Origin of the sequence: Trichodesmium erythraeum IMS101, assembly GCF_000014265.1 — a bacterium.
In the GTDB taxonomy this organism is placed as follows: domain Bacteria; phylum Cyanobacteriota; class Cyanobacteriia; order Cyanobacteriales; family Microcoleaceae; genus Trichodesmium; species Trichodesmium erythraeum.
Genome location: NC_008312.1, coordinates 5754490 through 5773706 on the forward strand (window position 1 = coordinate 5754490; position 19217 = coordinate 5773706).

At 32.2% G+C, this 19217-nt stretch carries 8 protein-coding genes; 4 read left to right on the forward strand and 4 right to left on the reverse strand.

Translation table 11 applies throughout. The annotated features are described in order from the left end of the window. Positions 1–227: 227 nt before the first annotated feature. Both TERY_RS37380 and TERY_RS25670 read right to left on the reverse strand, forming a co-directional pair. The gene (locus TERY_RS37380) at positions 228–7700 is read right to left on the reverse strand and encodes a methyltransferase domain-containing protein (protein ID WP_011613136.1); all 7473 of its coding nucleotides are present in this window, start codon (positions 7698–7700) and stop codon (positions 228–230) included. Between the two features lie 140 nt (positions 7701–7840). After that, entirely contained in the window at positions 7841–9550 is a 1710-nt protein-coding gene (locus TERY_RS25670) for an FkbM family methyltransferase (RefSeq protein ID WP_011613137.1), read from the reverse strand. Positions 9551–9796: 246 nt separating this feature from the next. On the opposite strand from TERY_RS25670, the gene ftsH3 reads away from it, so the two are divergent. The 4 genes from ftsH3 to TERY_RS37385 all read left to right on the forward strand — a co-directional run bounded on the left by ftsH3 (position 9797) and on the right by TERY_RS37385 (position 17102). After that, complete coding sequence (gene ftsH3 / locus TERY_RS18025) at positions 9797–11638, forward strand: ATP-dependent zinc metalloprotease FtsH3 (protein WP_011613138.1); 1842 nt, start codon at positions 9797–9799, stop codon at positions 11636–11638. Positions 11639–11809: 171 nt separating this feature from the next. Beyond that, positions 11810–11950, forward strand: a complete 141-nt coding sequence (locus TERY_RS33505; protein WP_155994481.1) for a zinc ribbon domain-containing protein — start codon at positions 11810–11812, stop codon at positions 11948–11950. Positions 11951–16009: 4059 nt separating this feature from the next. Next, positions 16010–16225 carry a hypothetical protein gene (locus tag TERY_RS18030; protein WP_044136906.1) on the forward strand — a complete coding sequence of 72 codons (216 nt, stop codon included), beginning with the start codon at positions 16010–16012 and terminating at the stop codon, positions 16223–16225. Beyond that, entirely contained in the window at positions 16215–17102 is an 888-nt protein-coding gene (locus TERY_RS37385; RefSeq protein WP_081432561.1) for a choice-of-anchor K domain-containing protein, read from the forward strand. Before TERY_RS18030 ends, TERY_RS37385 begins: the two co-directional genes overlap by 11 nt. A 388-nt stretch (positions 17103–17490) precedes the next feature. Here TERY_RS37385 and TERY_RS33510 read toward each other — a convergent pair whose 3' ends face one another. Both TERY_RS33510 and TERY_RS18040 read right to left on the reverse strand, forming a co-directional pair. Then, positions 17491–17643 carry a hypothetical protein gene (locus TERY_RS33510; RefSeq protein ID WP_155994482.1) on the reverse strand — a complete coding sequence of 51 codons (153 nt, stop codon included), beginning with the start codon at positions 17641–17643 and terminating at the stop codon, positions 17491–17493. A 126-nt stretch (positions 17644–17769) separates the two neighbouring features. Beyond that, the gene (locus tag TERY_RS18040) at positions 17770–19158 is read right to left on the reverse strand and encodes a LeuA family protein (RefSeq protein ID WP_011613140.1); all 1389 of its coding nucleotides are present in this window, start codon (positions 19156–19158) and stop codon (positions 17770–17772) included. Between the last annotated feature and the right edge of the window lie 59 nt (positions 19159–19217).

Consider the following 19217-nt stretch of genomic DNA (forward strand, 5'->3'; position numbering starts at 1 on the left):
TTTCTGTTAATAGCCCTATTCCTTTCTTACACCTAATTAAACTATTTTTTTCGAGGCACCTTTCATCCAAGGATAGACTTCTTTGGGAAGTTTTTAATAACCATAATAGCTTTGTATAATCAAAAGAAATAATCAGTAATACCAGTACATTATACTCATAGTTAATTTTCTACTACAATTAGTATGTTAGTTAACCATACCAGAATAATATAATTGCAAAAAAAACATCAGTTTCCAATAAACTTTTGATAGTCTGAAAGTAACCATTGAGGTAACTTAGTTGCATCCTCAATTCGTAATTGTTCTGGACGACAATATAAAATTGCGGCTAGTAAATAATTTATAGCTTTCGGCGCTTCTATTCCTTGAGAAAGTTGGGTAGCTAACTGTTGTAAAAATTCCTGTTCACTTTCTATTAAAGATTGATTTTGAATCTCACTATTAAGTAATGCTTGATAAGCTTTACCCATCTCACCTAAGTAAAAATTTTCTAGCTTTTGTGGTTCTAAATTTATCCAAAAATCAGCCATTTGTTTACGAAGTTGACGCAACTCTTTAACAACAGACTCATCAGAAGGATCTATATAATAAAGATTCACATTACCTAATAATTGATTTAGAAACTTAGAGATGACAAAATCTAAATTATCTGCCTTATTTTCTGTTAAAAATATATTCTTTTCAGTTTGAACTTCAGCAATTTTTATGGGTTTGCTTACTAAATCTCTACTAATAGAATCTTCTGAAAAATGAGGTAACTTAGTTTGAAAATCTTTTTCCAATTTCTGTACAACTTCTCTACTTTCAAATACCTGTTGATAATCATTAATCAACCATTCTGGCAAACGATTTTTAGCATCTCTGACTAACATTTTACCTGGTAAAAAATATAGCATTCCTCCTAAAAGTGCATTAATTGATTTAGAATTAGTTAAACCCATACTTATATCAGTTAATTCTTTGATAAATTTCTCTTCTTTTTCTGTTTGAGGTTCGTTTTGAATTCCACTTGATAATAAACTTAGATATGCTTGTCGAACTTTACCTTGATAAATAATCTCTAATTTTTGGGGATTTGTATCTAACCAAAAATTAGCTATTTGTTTACGAATTTGACGTAATTCTTCGATTAAAGATTGGTCATTTGGGTCAATTTTGTAGAGGTTGACACAACCAACTAAACGATTAATAAATTCAGAAGTTAGAGAATTATTATCTTGAGATTCTATAGTTTTTGGTGCATGAATATTTTGCCATTTTTGGAATAATTCTTGGAACAATTTACCTATCTCTGCAGAATAACTACGACTGTCTAAAAATGCCGGGTTTTGCTGCATTTTTTCCTTAATTTCTTGCCGTTTTTGTTGTCGCCACTCGGAATTAGTTGCCAATTTTACTGCCAAATTAATATAACTCTCTTCTCCATCAGCAATAAGATCCTCTATATTAATTTCCCGCAACAAAGCGGGCCCTTGCCTAAACCTTAAGGCATTTCCTTCCACAACAACTGGTGGTAGTCCTAGCATTAAGGGATCTAGTAGAGAAGTTGCCCCACCGTAAGGGAAAGAGTCTAAATAAATATCTGCTAACTCTAAGCATTTTTTAATATCTGATTTGCTCGGTAGTGGTTTAATGACAACCAAGCGCTTACTATGAATACCATGTCGTTCTAAAGTACCTCGCATCTGTTGGATAAAAGATCCAACTGGATAAGAATTTGTCCAATTGGGGTTAAAAGGATACAAAACTAAAATCGAATTGGGCACGGCACGGAGAATTTTGGCCCAAGTCTCCCGTATCTCGGGTATAATTTTGTAGAAATTGGCACCTGAAATAAAAATGGTAGTTTCGTTTGTTGCCCCCCAACTGGAGCGGAGGGGTTGCACTACTGGAAGAGTTTCGGCGATGGGATCTTGGAAACATAGTCCGGAACCTTCTAGGTTGACCAATTTTTCTGTATAGTGTTCCTTGGTCATTTCTGTTGGGGCGGTTAATTTGCCAGAAATGTAATAGTCTATAGATGCCATCCCGGTAGTAGTGGGAGAATTAATGGATGTTACTTGAACTCTTGCTAATCGGTGAGTTGCTAGTAAGGTAGAATTTTTGATAGTAGCAGTAATATTAGAACCGAAGAACAAAATATCGAGATTGTCATCACGAATGGTTTGTACTTGATTTTTTAGTTCATTTGGTAGTTGCAGGAATTTATCAGCACGACTTTGGCAATATTGTTCTAAGGGGTGTCCGTTAGATTTTATTGCATAAAGAAATATCTCAAATTTACTCCGATCTAAATGTTCAAATACTGGGAGTAAAGAGTATGTTTCTGTTTGAGGAGTATAGTGATCTTTGATAATTCCTAAGCGAATTTTTGAGCGGTTAAATTGATAAGGAGGCATAGTATAATTTAGCTCTAACCCAAGTTTTTTTAGAGCAAATTCAATAATTTCTGCCCGTTTGATGTAGAGATTTTTTAAATTTGGCCGAGTCGTAAAATATAGAGGTATCCAATTAGCATTTTCGACAAAAATCCTAGCGATCGCTTGCCATAATTCCGACTCTGAATTAATCGATATGTTATTATGAACATAACTCAACCATCCAGTCATAAAATGATAGTAATTATCTGTTTCTCCTATTTCCTGGAAAACCTGAGGAGAAGCAAACATAAAATTTAAATAGTCTATAGCAAACCATTTAGGAATTGGAGCTTTCTCATATTTAACTTCCAGTTGATCTGCTCTTTGATAAAGCATACCTGCCAAAAGATACTTAATGTCTAAAGGTTCCTTAAATCCTTTAACAATATTAGCTTTTATTTGAGTGACAATTTTTTTCTCAGTTTCGGTTAAGCTTTCATCTGTAATACTGCTTGTTAATAAGGCTTTATGTATTTGACAAAAATCTCCTAAATAAGCAATTTTTAGATTTTCTAAGGTATCTATACTTAACCAAAAATATGCAATTTTTTTTCTTATTTCCTGCAACTTAACTAAAGCAGATTTATCCAACTGGTTTTGTTTGTAAAGCTCAATCTCTTTGTTGATTTCTGCCAGAGAAGGTAATAAATTAGTTTCAACTTTATGTGGGGTTTTTTTTGATTCTATTAACTGAGGTTCTAAAGATAGTAGATGCTGACTTGTTGCTTGAATTAAAGAAGTTTCAGCCTCCGTTTCTGCATTAATCAAAATAGAAACCAATAAATTAATTACCGAGGAAGAATTACTGCATTTAAGACCTTCGCGCATTTGAGCGATCGCTCCATTATTATTACCTATTTTCAACATCGAAGCAGCCATTTTCATTGCTTCAATTCCATAATGTTCCCTAGCTTGATTTGATAATTCAGCAGCCATATTTCTTGGTAAATAAGTTTGAGTAATTTCTATAGCTTTCCTCGCATTTTCTATATTACCTCCAGACTGCATTAAGCGGGAAGTTTCCGAAGAAGAATGTAAACGGAAACAGGCCAAAATTTCTGGTTCAAACCAAATAGGATAAAAAGCAGCTATTCGCTTCCAAATTTCCCAGTCAGCAGCCGAAGCAGCTTGGGAACAAAAACCACCCAAATGTTCATAAACCTCACGTTTAACAACCATTCCCACAACCTGAATACGTTGCTCAACGGTAATCTTTTCTATAAACTTTTCTATAACACCAGGAGTGTCTCTTTCCAATACAGATAAATACTTTTTATGGTCATTTTCATCTATATAATAGTGACGACAAAATGCTGCTCCTAGTGTTGTATTTTTTTCTATTCCACGACGCAATTTTTCATAAAAACCAGGCAAGACAAAATCATCATCATGGAGTAGATGAACCCAATATCCTTTTGCTCGTTGTAGACAAATATTAAAAATAGGAGCTTGACCAATATCTTGTGGGAAATGCCGATAACAATTAATTCTTTCACCCCCTACTTTTCGGACAATAGCTTCTATTTCAGCTTGAATTTTATAATCAGGACAATCATTAACTACTTCAATCTGCATTTCCTCTGGAGGAGGAGCTTGTTGCAATACACTTTTTAGAGTTTGTTCTAAATATTTTACCTTTTTATAAGTAGGAATCATCACAGACCAAAATGGTCTATCTTTATTGTATGATAATCGATTAATTTCTGGATACTCAATACCCATTTGGTTATTTTTTAGGGTAACTATTTGAGGTATTTTTTCTACACCTACTTCTACTTGTTGTTCACGCCTTGCCGTTGCCCAAATCCAAGGTTTAGCAGATTTTAAAGAAACTAAATTAAACCCTGCTGCAATTAATAAATCTTTTAATTGTTCTTCAGTATAAGCATTGCCAGAAAAATAATATTGTTGATCTTTTGCTCCTTCTTCATCAAATTTTCCTAAACTTTCAGCACTATAATCATGTACTTGAATTCTAAAATATCCCCCCATTTTTAAGACCCGAAATATTTCACGAAAATAATTTTTGACAATAGAAATAGAACGGATGTGCTGAAAAACTATTGTCGAAAAAACAAAGTCATAATTTTCATCAGGCAACTGTTGTAAATCATAGCCATTATTAACATATACTTCTCCATTTTGTTTCCCATCGGCTAAATATTGCCGTGCAAACTGAATCATATTTTCAGAAATATCTACACCATCTACCCGCGCAAATTTTGCTCGTAAATACTTAATAAGACGACCAACACCACAGCCAATTTCTAATACTTTCCACTCTGGTTTAGTAGGGATACCTTCCATAATTTGTGGCACCCAATTTTCTATTGACTTTTCCCAAGCTTGCTTTTTTTCTTCTGGGGAAAGCGTATCCATTCCGTTATAAGCTAACACCCGCCCAAACATAGCTTCATCTAGAGAATTTACATTCCAAAAATGGCGCTGCATTTCTAACTGTCCATGATTTATTTTAAATTGAATTTCCCCTAAATTTTTCCTGTCTTCCATAGTAGATAATCTCTTTGCTTTAATCTGATTAAAAGTCTGAATAAATACGTCACTCATAATCTTAGCCATTTGAGACCAAGAAAACTTTTGAGCTTGTGCTAAACCAGCAGTAATTAATTTTTGCTGAACTTCAGATTTTTGCACTTCACCCAAAGCATTTACTAAGCTATTAATATCATTATCATTTATATATAAAGCTGCTGTTCCTGCCACTTCTGGAATTGAAGAATTTTTACAAGTAATAACAGGACAACCACAAGCCATTGCTTCTAAAATAGGCAGTCCAAAACCTTCATATTTTGAGGGATAAACTAAAGCGATCGCTGCCGAGTAAGCTGATTTTAATTCTTGGTCACTTAGTTGTAATAAATGGATTTTACTACCTGAGATATATTTACTTAATTCTGGCTCTAGTTTTCTATTTCCTCCTATACAAACAATATCAAATTCTGTGGATTTCTTTAATTTAGAAAAAGCTTGAAAGAATAAAATAGTATTTTTATAACCTAACCAACCTATTCTCTCACCCACTATTAAAAAGTATGGCTTATTAATGTGATATTTTGACTTAAAACTAGCAACTTCTTGAGGAGTTGTTCTGGAAAATTTAGCTTCAATTCCACAGGGAGCTACCCTGATATAATTTGCAGGTATTTGAGGAAAATATTTTATCAAATCCCGAGCTGTATTTTCTGAAATTGCAACATAAGAAATTGCCTGTCGAATACTACGATGTTTTTCTTGCCATGAAGGGTTATTAAGATTTTTGGCTAAAACTTCTGGAATCATATCATAAGCCATAAATACAGATGGCGTTAAGATAGGTGTTGTGTAATAAGTAGAAATGAAAATATCAGCATTTTCTTCATCACATATTGTCTGCAACATTTGACGATCTGCATCTATTTTTCCGTAGTTATATCCAGGCACAGACCGATAGTTGATACCCGGAATTTTTGGTGCTGTTTTTGCTCTATCAAGCACTAATATATTTTTAGCAAAACTATCTTTTGACCATACTTCTAATAAAGATTTCCAAACACGGGCAATACCTGTATTATTGATTTGGAAAAATACACCATCTATAAGAAGTTTTAAATCCAATTGCTGCTGATTTTTTTTCTTTTTTTCTGTAACTTTTTCATGGTCTAGTTGAGTTAAAGTTTTTTTCCTGTTCTCAGGTTTATATCTAGCCACCTTAAAGATGTTTTGAAACTCGCTATGTGATAAACTTTTCTCTGTTAACAGGTGTAAAGATTCTCCATCTGAATATAAGTTAAGTTTAAACTTTTGACCAATTACAGATAATGCTTTTGTGGTGTATATAGAAATATGTTGACCTTCTTCCAGAGCATAATACCACCAATCATTAGGATGAGGATTATTAGGTGGTAGTAGCTTTGTACTAAATAAAATATTTCTAGTGTGTTGCAGTATATTCTCAATTTCTGCCAGAGGATTTATGAAATGTTCAAATACTTCAAAAGCTGTAATTATTTCATATTTCTGCTGCTTATTTATTTCTCCTTCCCATCCTTGATAAAAAATATTTTGGCAATACTTATCATATCCATAAAAATCTAACCCTAAGTCACGCATCATGCGGACAAATAAACCATATCCACAACCATAATCTAGGAATTTACTATTAGTATTAAATAAATTAAGAATTAAGTTTTCTGTAATCAGAGAAAAGTTTTGATTTCTAGATACCAGACCTACATCACTACTAGCAATTGCTTCTTTATAAGCTTCAGCTAACCAATAAGGATTTTCCGTTTGTACAAACCCACAATTAGAACATTGAAAATATTCAACATTATATTTATTTAAAACCTTAGCGTCATCAAATTTACAAGATATTGAACCACAAACTTTGCAATGAACATTTTGGAGCTGTAAACTACCACTAAACATTGTTTTTTCTGTAAATTCGTCAGCTTCAATATTTCGGATAATAGAGGGAGGATGATTCAGAGGAAAAATCATTTCTTCTGTAGACATATTGGCAAATTTATTGATACTTAAAGTGTGGGTAGCTTCCTCACCAAAACCAATATTAGAAACTAAATTAACCTTGGGTAAAATAATTAAACTATGATGATTCCAAGAGGCAAATATCCAAGCATAAGCCCAAGAATTAAACCCTTGATAATTATTCTGAAAAATCTTTGACCAATACTGAACTGCGTGACTATTTTGCAGAATATTTTCTAACCACTTACTATCTCTAAGTTTCGGCCATAGCTGCATCTGATTATCATAATTTTTCCACGCTCTTCGCCAAGTTGCCCAACCCCAACAATGAGGATAACGAGAGAAATAATAACTATATTCTATTGAATTATTACCAAACTGAAAATTATCCCCAGATATAGCCATTACTTTATTATTATCTTGATATATATCTAATAACTCCTGACAAAATCGAAAAAAGGTTAGATGAGGTACACAGTCATCCTCCAAAATAATCGCTGATTCTACTAAACTAAAAGCCCAATTTAATCCACTATAAATACGCTCTCTGCAACCTAAATTAACCTCAGCATAATTAGTTAAAACTTCACATTTCCAATCAACAAGATCAACTATCTTTCTTGCTGCTATACATTTCTCAACTTCTCCTGGTTTATCGGGGCGAGGAGCATCAGCTATTACAAGTAATTGAGGGGGCTTTACTTGACGAATTCTCTGAAATACTTTTTCTGTTGTATCTGGTCGATTAAATATAATTATAACTACAGGAGTTGTTAATTGAAATTGAGTCATTTTTAGCTTTCTTTCACCCTCAAATCTTATATATCACCCGGTTATATTATACGGTATATATTTATAATTCTATAATTACTTCAATATTTAATCTCCCCAGGTCCCTACTTCCCCATCTCCTCCAACTATATAATAAGTATTTAACGGGATTTGATATTAGTAGCTTTATATAAGATATCTTGATAAGACCGTTCCGGTAGAGTCTGATTTATAGAATCAGATAGTACTGCAATAGGTTCATATAATGGTTTTAAAAAAGAGTCAATTGTTTTTCTATCTCTTAAACGTACTTCTATTAACATAAATTTGGGTTGGTATTTATCAAAGTCAATACCTTGCAACACACCTAATTCAAAACCTTCAACATCTAACGAAAACAAATCTATATTTTCAACTCCATACTTGTCAATAATTGCAGTTAATGTCGTTGCTGGTACATTTATTTCATAACTATGATTAATGTTTTGGACTTGGCAACCCGCCTTTAAGTGAACCTTTTTTTCCTCCTCCGACTTCATAGCTCCATCAACAAAAGACATCAGATTACAATAGTACAATTTTATATAATCTTGACCATAATCAAAAGGAACTAAAGCATAATTTTCTACTACTGATTTAGAGCGATTAACTCTACATTTTTCCGCTAACTCTGGTATTGCTTCTATCAGGATACCTTGCCAGTTTTTATATTTTTCAAAATATAAAGTGTTACTTTGACTTATCCCATCATTCGCTCCAGCTTCAATAAAAAATCCATTTTCCCAAGTTAAGTAAGGGGCAAGTTTAAGATCTAGCTGATTCAAAGCAAATGATTTTACAGTTAGATCTCGTTCAGTTTCTAATGCTTTTTGCCGATAAATATTCGCCTCAGATAATCTGCCCTGTTGTTGTAAAATCTGACTAATACCCCAATATATATCTGCCGATTTTGGTTCAAGTGTAATAACTTTCTGATAATAAGCGATCGCCTCTTGTAGCTGAGACTTTTGGTAATAAATTTTGCCTAGCTTTGCATAAACTACTGCCAAATCTGGTTGTAATTCTATTGCTTTCTTGTAAGAACGAATAGACTTTTCAATTTGACCTTGGGAATAACACATATCCCCTAATCTCTGGTAAGCTTCAGCAAAATAGGGTTGATTTTTAATAGCTTCGTAACAAGCTAAAATCTGATTATCTTGACTAGCTTTATTTTTATTTTTTCTTTTATTTATTGCCTCAACTTGCCCTAAAGAAATACCCAAACAAGAATTTTTTTTACTAGGCAAACTAGCCCGATTAAATAGTTCTTCATCCTGCCAAAAAATAGAAGTACAAATCTTATATTTTTGAGTAGGAAGTAATCCGTAAAAATCTAACCGTTTAAATTTTCTTTCTTGGAGAAACTCCAGGGACGCATCACTTTCTTCTCGATCCGAATTATCAAAAATTATCAAGCCATTTGCTGTTAATTTCCGATAACACAACTCAGCACAACGTCCCCTATTAATTCCATCAATTACAATTATATCAAAATAACTATCATTATATCTATTAATTTCAGCAGCATATTTTTCTTGATCTTCCAATAAAGAAAGTATGACATTTTCTGGGGTATAACTTTTTATTTGACAAAAATAATCAGGATTATGTTCTACAGAAATTACCTCTTTTACTCTTTGAGCATACCACAAAGTTGATTGCCCACTCCCATATTCAAATACTCGGAAATCACTCTTTAATTTATCTTCAATAAATTCAATAGCAGGATAAGAATACCAAGGCAAAGGATTAGAATTGTAATCTATTGATTTTCCCTCTTTTAACGACTTCAGCCATCCTGAAGTTTCTAGATAGTTCAAATTAGTCATGTCAGTTATTACTTATGGCAGTTAAGGCAAAGATTAAGGCACTTATAAATGCTAAAGTTCAGTCAGGTATGACTCCTTAATGATTTAAATCTTGAATTTTGAATTTTGAATTTTAACTCCTGACTTGCCCGTAGCACTATAGTTAGGAATGTGATAAAATATTAAAGATAAGTTAACATAAGTTAATATACAAAGATTGAATAAAATAGATCCCATATCCTAAAAAACTAAGAGGAGTAACTAATTGTGAATAATAAAAAGTGGAGAAACGCTGGCCTGTATGCCCTATTGGCAATAGTGGTCATCGCTTTAGCAACAGCATTCTTCGATCAACAACCCCAAGCTCGCGAAACCTGGAAATACAGTCAGTTTATTCAGCAAGTAGAAAACAAAAATGTAGAGAAAGTAGATATAAGCGCTGACCGGACAGTAGCTAGAGTCAAAGTAGCTGACGGCAGTGTAGTCCGAGTTAATCTACCTAATGACCCGGACCTAATTAACATACTCACTCAAAACAATATAGATATTTCAGTACTACCTCAGAATGAAGAAGGTTTCTGGGTCAGAGCATTAAGCAGTTTATTCTTCCCTATCCTATTGTTGGTAGGATTGTTCTTCCTACTACGACGGGCTCAAAGTGGACCTGGTAGTCAAGCGATGAACTTTGGCAAATCTAAAGCTAGAGTGCAAATGGAACCTCAAACCCAAGTCACATTTAGCGATGTAGCAGGTATTGAACAGGCCAAACTAGAACTAACAGAAGTAGTAGACTTCCTCAAAAATGCCGATCGCTTCACAGCAATAGGAGCCAAAATTCCTAAAGGTGTACTATTAGTAGGCCCTCCCGGAACAGGTAAAACTCTATTAGCTAAGGCTGTTGCTGGGGAAGCAGGAGTACCATTCTTCTCCATCTCCGGCTCTGAATTTGTAGAAATGTTTGTAGGTGTAGGTGCTTCCCGGGTTCGAGACCTATTTGAACAGGCCAAGTCTAGTGCTCCCTGTATCGTATTTATAGATGAAATAGATGCAGTAGGTCGTCAAAGAGGTGCTGGTTTAGGTGGTGGTAATGATGAAAGAGAACAAACTTTGAACCAGCTACTCACCGAGATGGATGGCTTTGAAGGAAACACAGGTATTATTATTATAGCTGCTACTAACCGCCCTGATGTTTTAGACGCTGCCCTACTCCGCCCTGGTCGTTTTGACCGCCAGGTAGTAGTAGACCGCCCCGACTATGCAGGTCGTCTTGAAATTCTCAACGTTCATGCTCGTGGCAAAAGTCTCTCCAAAGATGTAGACTTAGAAAAAATTGCCCGTCGGACACCAGGGTTTACTGGTGCAGATTTATCTAATCTATTAAATGAGGGAGCTATTCTAGCAGCTCGTCGCAATTTAACTGAAATTTCTATGGATGAAGTTAATGATTCCATTGATCGGGTATTGGCTGGCCCAGAAAAGAAAGATCGAGTAATGAGCGAGAAGCGTAAGGAGTTAGTGGCATATCATGAGGCTGGTCATGCTTTGGTTGGAGCTTTAATGCCTGATTATGACCCAGTACAGAAGATTAGTATTATTCCTCGTGGTAGAGCTGGTGGTTTAACTTGGTTTACTCCTAGTGAAGACCGAATGGACTCTGGTTTGTATTCTCGCGCTTACCTACAAAATCAGATGGCTGTAGCTTTGGGTGGTCGTCTTGCTGAGGAAATTGTTTTTGGTGATGAAGAGGTCACCACTGGAGCTTCTAATGATTTGCAGCAAGTGGCTCGTGTGGCCCGCCAGATGGTAACTAGGTTTGGAATGAGCGATCGCCTCGGTCCTGTAGCTCTTGGTCGTCAGAACGGTAATATGTTCTTAGGTAGAGATATTATGTCTGAGCGTGATTTTTCTGAGGAAACTGCTGCTGCTATTGATGATGAGGTTAGTAATTTGGTAGACCAAGCTTATCGTCGTGCTAAAGAAGTTTTAGTAGGCAACCGTCATATTTTGGATAGGTTGGCAGAGATGTTGGTTGATAAGGAGACTGTTGACTCTGATGAGTTACAGGAGTTGTTGGCAACTAATGATGTGAAAATGGCAGCTTTAATTTAGCAGTTATCTTGTAAGGTAGGATGCGTTAATAGAATATAACGCACCACCTCTGCCAAATATTTTTATCCCAAATATTTTGGTTAGTACGTTATGCTTCCTAAATATTAGTCTCCCGATAATAGTAAGTTCTTACCCAATGGTCAGTCAGTCAAATTAGGATTAAATAAGTCTTTGCAGGGTGCAGCCTTTAGTCAGTTTCTTCAAATTTTAGAGTATGTAGCCTGGAAGCTTGGCAAAAAAATTATCAAAGTAGACCCAATAGGTACATCTCAAAATTGTTGGGAATACTTAAACAAAGTCTCGAAAAGCTGATCAGAGCCTTTCGCTGTGCGACACGAAACCTATTCATATCCTAAATTTAGACAGAAACTAGACAGAGACAATAAATGACCCACCCCTTCAGCTAGGAGTGGGTAGTATTTTTATAAAAAAAAGAGGAATACATTACCTCAGCTCAAAATAGCAGTCAAAGCCCCTCTAGTTGAAGATACCCACATTGTCCCGTAAGCGTAACTTCCAGAATATTTCAAATCTAATCATCCTAAAGAAACAAAAACATATCTACCCATTTAATTTTTATTCTTCTCTTCCATAGAAATTTCTATTTGCCTAATATCTTTTTCTAATTCATCAAACACTACTTACTCATCAATTATTTTACCTCACTTTAGTTATTCAATTACAATTGAAATAGAAAGTATAAATTGTTTAAATATTCCTTGATAAACCTTTTCTATCTCTGCGAATAATTATCATTATTTTAACCCACAAATGCCAGATTATCCTGATAGTTTAAACTCTCCATTTATGGTTAAAAAAATTGTTTTATATCTGGCGTTTAGACAATATTTATAGTTTTACTTATTACTAGAATTTAAACTAATTTAAGCTAACCTGAAACTTGTCGAACTCACCGAAAGACAAGCATCAAAACTTACTAAAACTCTTTCAAGCATCAGCATTATAATAGCTTTTAAGTTTATTTTTCCCAGCCTGTCCTATAGAAAAAATTAAGCGATCGCAAAACTTTTGAAATAATTTGAATAATACAAATATTATCCAAACTCATCAAAAAAGACAAATAATATTAATCACTAGACACCTCCAAAAATTTTTCAAATCCTTCTTTCCCTTGACTAAGGATTCTTAATAATTGTAAAAAATACATTATCTAATCGAACGCCATTCTAAATATTTAGAGTATTTATTATTAATAATTCAATATTTTATTGCCTCTTTTTTTTAAACTAAATTCTTTTGAATTTATACTAAAATCAAGCTTCCTATTCTTAATCTAACTAAGCCACATATTCTTATAAATACTTTTTTATAATTACCATCTCTTAACCTGAAGCTTTCCCTAACTAATCAAAATATTTTTATCAATCTAATCATATATTCTATAAAGATTATTTTTTTTCGCTTTTTTTAAATTTTATTGTTTGATTTATAGTGAAATTTATATTTTTTATTGCCTTTTTATTAGCTTTATGTATCGTGATTTTTAAGGCAATGGCAATTTTATATAATTTATCGACCTATTTTTTTAATTTGGATTAAATTATTTGGTTATTTTTTAAGTAAATTCATATCAATTTTTTACCCTCCTTATTATATGAATACATCTACTATTTATCTTATTCAATAGTATTTATTACTTTATTTTTAAATGTATACTTTTTCTTTTTTTTCAGATTTTTTTGTTCTTGTTATCATCATTCAGCCTACTTATACTTTATTTTGTGCTATCTAAAATTAATTCTTATTCTATTCTTAATCTGAAGCCTTCCCTAACTAATCAAAATATTTTTATCAATCTAATCATATATTCTATAAAGATTATTTTTTTTCGCTTTTTTTAAATTTTATTGTTTGATTTATAGTGAAATTTATATTTTTTATTGCCGTTTTATTACCTTTATGTATCGTGATTTTTAAGGCAATGGCAATTTTATATAATTTATCGACCTATTTTTTTTATTTGGATTAAATTCTTTGGTTATTTTTTAAGTAAACTTATATCAATTTTTTACCCTCCTTATTATATGAATACATCTACTATTTATCTTATTCAAGAGTAGTTATTACTTTATTTTTAAATGTATACCTTTTATTTTTTTTCAGATTTTTTTGTTCTTGTTATCATCATTCAGCCTACTTATACTTTATTTTGTGCTATCTAAAATTAATTCTTATTCTATTCTTAATCTGAAGCCTTCCCTAACTAATCAAAATATTTTTATCAATCTAATCATATATTCTATAAAGATTATTTTTTTTCGCTTTTTTTAAATTTTATTGTTTGATTTATAGTGAAATTTATATTTTTTATTGCCGTTTTATTAGCTTTATGTATCGTGATTTTTAAGGCAATGGCAATTTTATATAATTTATCGACCTATTTTTTTTATTTGGATTAAATTCTTTGGTTATTTTTTAAGTAAATTTATATCAATTTTTTACCCTCCTTATTATAAGAATACATCTACTATTTATCTTATTCAATAGTAGTTATTACTTTATTTTTAAATGTATACCTTTTCTTTTTTTTCAGATTTTTTTTGTTCTTGTTCTAATCATTCAGCCTACTTATACTTTATTTTGTGCTATCTAAAATTAATTCTTATTCTATTCTTAATCTGAAGCTTTCCCTATCTAATCAAAATATTTTTATCAATCTAATCATATATTCTATAAAGATTATTTTTTTTCGCTTTTTTTAAATTTTATTGTTTGATTTATAGTGAAATTTATATTTTTTATTGCCGTTTTATTAGCTTTATGTATCGTGATTTTTAAGGCAATGGCAATTTTATATAATTTATCGACCTATTTTTTTTATTTGGATTAAATTATTTGGTTATTTTTTAAGTAAATTCATATCAATTTTTTACCCTCCTTATTATATGAATACATCTACTATTTATCTTATTCAATAGTAGTTATTACTTTATTTTTAAATGTATACCTTTTCTTTTTTTTCAGATTTTTTTGTTCTTGTTATCATCATTCAGCCTACTTATACTTTATTTTGTGCTATCTAAAATTAATTCTTATTCTCTTCTTAATCTGAAGCCTTCCCTAACTAATCAAAATATTTTTATCAATCTAATCATATATTCTATAAAGATTATTTTTTTTCGCTTTTTTTAAATTTTATTGTTTGATTTATAGTGAAATTTATATTTTTTATTGCCGTTTTATTAGCTTTATGTATCGTACTTTTTAAGGCAATGGCAATTTTATATAATTTATCGACCTATTTTTTTTATTTGGATTAAATTATTTGGTTATTTTTTAAGTAAATTTATATCAATTTTTTACCCTCCTTATTATATGAATACATCTACTATTTATCTTATTCAATAGTAGTTATTACTTTATTTTTAAATGTATACTTTTTCTTGTTTTTCAGATTTTTTTGTTCTTGTTATCATCATTCAGCCTACTTATACTTTATTTTGTGCTATCTAAAATTAATTCTTATTCTATTAAAAATTATTGTATCCATAAATATTTATCTTCTTTTTCTGATAATTTTTATAATCAACTTTGTAGCAATAATTATCTCCACATCTACCCAAGAATAAAACATATTTTTAGCAGTTAATTCAGTTGCTTCAAAGTTAATTTATAGGATTTAAAATATTTGTATATGATGTAAATCGTATAAAAGTAAAATAATTTATTATTCCACTTTTAATCTTTTTTTCTACCAACCTCTGATGTTATAAATCATTTTTTTATCTGAGCTAAATAGGTAAGTATAAAAACTTAGATATCTTAATCTTTTTATACTGACTTTAAGAGCTTCTGCACAGTTAATTTGAAGTGAATTTATATCATCTTAATCGTAAAAAAAATCAAAATATACTTATTTATTGATTTATGCTCTTTTATTTTCAGATATAAATTGAGAATTTCCTATTAATTTTTTAAATCACTTAGTATTAATATCTATAACTATTTTGGCTTCTTTTGGGTAGTAATTTATATACTCTAATATTTTGTTCATTAGTATATTTTTTCACAAATTAACCCCAAGATTATAGCTTAATTTTGATTTTGGAGACATCTACTTATTACATACCAAAAGCTTATATTAATCTTTAGTTATAAGTATCATGTTAACATCCTTCTCAGATTTATTTTTTCCTTGCTCCCAGAATTTAGTCTCAACTCCAGTTATTATCTAAATATTCTTTTGATACTAATGACAAAAAATACAATAAATATTTATTTAAAATAACTCAGATATTGTTCATATAAAAAGCAAATATAAAAAAAAGTATACAAATATTATCAATAATATTTTTATGGAATTAAATTATCAATAAAACTTCTTCAATTTCATCAAATAATTTATTCATTATGGCACTTAAATTTGCAGGCTTCTTTAATAGTAAATGGGGAGAACCTATTCCAGGGAAAGATAACCAAGCTCCAGTTTTTGTAGGTGTTGATACTCACTCATTTAAATGGGGATCTCCAGCAAACTCTCGAACATACCCAAATGAACTGAGCTTTGTCATCGATCCTTTTTCCACTCAACTAAAAGTTCAAAGTAGGAGATTTAATCTACTTTAATGGCTCAGTTAATACTAATACAAGTGTTGAATTAGTACCCCTGGATATAGAACTAGAATTATATGACCCAATTAGACGTACCGAATCTTTTGAGTTTGACTTTGATATTGTTGCAACAACTAACACCAGCAACCCTCAAGAAAGTGCTGATTTTGTTTTTCCTCTTAACAAAGTTACTGATAGTAGTTTCAAATATAAAGGAAAAGATTATACTATTAGAATACTCGGCTTTAGTCAAGATAAAGGTCGAACATTTACCCGAGAATTTCGAGTATTAGAAGACGCAAGAACAACAGCAGGTCTGTACGCCAAAATAGAACTTGATAAAGGAATAGGAACTAGTAGAGCAGACAAACTTACAGGTAGTAACAGAGACGAAAGATTAGATGGAAGAGGAGGAAATGATCAACTCATAGGTAGAGGAGGAGATGATATCCTCATTGGAGGAAGCGGTAAAGATAGACTCAACGGAGGAAGTGGTAATGACAAGCTTAATGGTGGGGCAGGAAATGATACTTTGACTGGTGCTGCAGGTGTAGATACTTTTGTTTATGACACAGGTCGTAATTTTCGGAGACGAGATATAGGTGTAGATAAAATAGTAGATTTCATGTTAGATGAAGATACCATTGTTTTGTCTCGAACAACCTTCAGCAAAATAGAAAGTTTAGCTGGAAGTATACTTCAAGAATTTGAGGTTGTTGATAGTAACAATGCTGCGATAAAAAGTAATGCTTTTATTGTCTATAATCAAAGTAATGGCAATTTATATTACAACCAAAATGGTAGTAATAATGGGTTTGGTAGTGGTGGTTTATTTGCTCGTTTAGAAGGAAGACCTGCACTAGAAGCAACTGACTTTTTTATTGATAATTAGACTCTAGAAATTTGTAAGTATTTAGCTGGAAAATATACTATTTGTCAACTCATCTTAACAATGATTGACAAATAGTATATTTTCTAATCTTATTGCCCTGATAGCTTTTGAGATTAATTTAGTGACGAAAGTACATTCCAATTGTTAAGCTGGGAAAATCAATAAGATGAAAATTCTCTGATATTTATAATTCCTTGAAAAAATTGTATTGCGATAGAATTATAAAAATATTTATTTGTCAATAAAATTTTAGATGAGCTTACCCTGGGAAAATATACCCCATTAATTAGTAACTGCTATTAACAAAGAATATGTATCCTTAATGAGTGAACTTGACCACTATCACTGCTAATATTTTCCTTGGCATAATCCCAATAATTCAGTTATTTTATTGTTCTGACACAATATCAATAGGTTTCTCTTTCTTAACTATAAAATTTCTTAGCAGAGGGGCAACAAACAGGAGAATTAACATTCGAGTAAGTTGAATTCCCAAGACTAAACCAGCATCGCCACCTAATTCATTAACCGTAGCAATCATTGCCTCCAATTTCTGCCAAAAACTTTACATGTAGCAGCCCCCATTAATCTTAGAACATTCTCACACCTCTCAATTTTAGTCATAGCAAGAATTTAACTTCTGAGTTCTGAATTCTGAGTCCTGAGCTCAGCTATAACTATTGCTAGATATATCTAAAGGTTCTAAAAGACTATCATTATAAGAACCAGAAAGAACGTGGTTTATGCAAAAGCCACTACCATTAAGAATTCGATAAGTGTGAGCTACACCTGCTGGAATAAACACACTTGCTGGACTATCAATTTTTTGAACAACTTGTCCTAGACATACTTCAACCTGCAATCCTTTCATACCAAGTTCGTGACCTAAAAACAAGAACAAGCTATCTACATAAAGAGTCTGAACATCCACATAAGCAAGAGGTTTTTCTTCCACCACTCTTATTTCACGTACAATACAAGATTGCCGACAGTTTGGAACCATGCACTCATCAATCATCAAATGTCCTACACTATCTCCATATCTATGATATCCAAGCTCACTAGCACACTTTACTATTGGTGTAAGAAATAAAGAATGAACAGAGGGTATGCTTTTACCAGATAACTCCATAGTTTTCCCCACATATTCTGGCAAAATCCAGCTATAGCTAGAAGGATCACGTTTGACTGCTTTTTGATGTAGATGAGCAGTGTGAATAAAAGCATTCCCCCCTGAGATTGGTTGGTTAAAATTAACAGGGTAACGCGAAAAAGCTGCTACATACTTACTTGTTCGTTGAATTATCTCTCCTGACGGTAGGGAACGCAGTCCCTTATAATAAAGATTAACTAACAGACCTAATGTATCAGTTATGCCACATCTTTCCCCTAACCCGTTAACAGAAGAAGAAATCCTTTCTGCGCCAGCATCAGAAGCAGCAAGAGCATTAGCCATTGCCAAACCCCGATCATTATGAAAATGGACTTCTAAAGGTACTGTTGAAAAATCACTCTTCAACTTTTCAATCGTCTCAGTAACCTCATTAGGCTCCATGATTCCTACTGTATCAGAAAAGCAAATGCAATCTGCACCAGCTTCTATAGCTACACTATAAACGCTTTTTAGCAAACAATAGTCAGTGCGAGAAGCATCTTCAGCAGTATATCTTACCTTCAAACCAAGGGTTTTGGCATACATTACTGACTCTTTGATGCAGTTAAAAATTTTGCTAATAGTCCATCTCGCACGAGTCAGCCTAGTTTCTTCATTAATTCCCAAGAATATACCAACCCATTGAGCCGATGTTTCTTTGACTGCCTCAATATCAGCTAAATTAGCACGTGCATGAGCAATAACTGGGCAGAGATTTGAAGCTACAATTTCTCGGACAATTTGTTTTTGCTCAATAGAAACAACAGGGTGGCAGACTTCAATTATATCAATGCCCAGACTATGAAGTAGTTTAGCAATCTTCAGGGATTGTTCCCAACTAAAATTTATCCCAGGGGCAGTCTGCCTTCCTTCTCTTAGGGTGCTATCTACAATTTGAACCATTGTTGATTTTTTTTTGTTAAATATAGTTATTTGCAATTAACAGTCTATAGATTGACGTC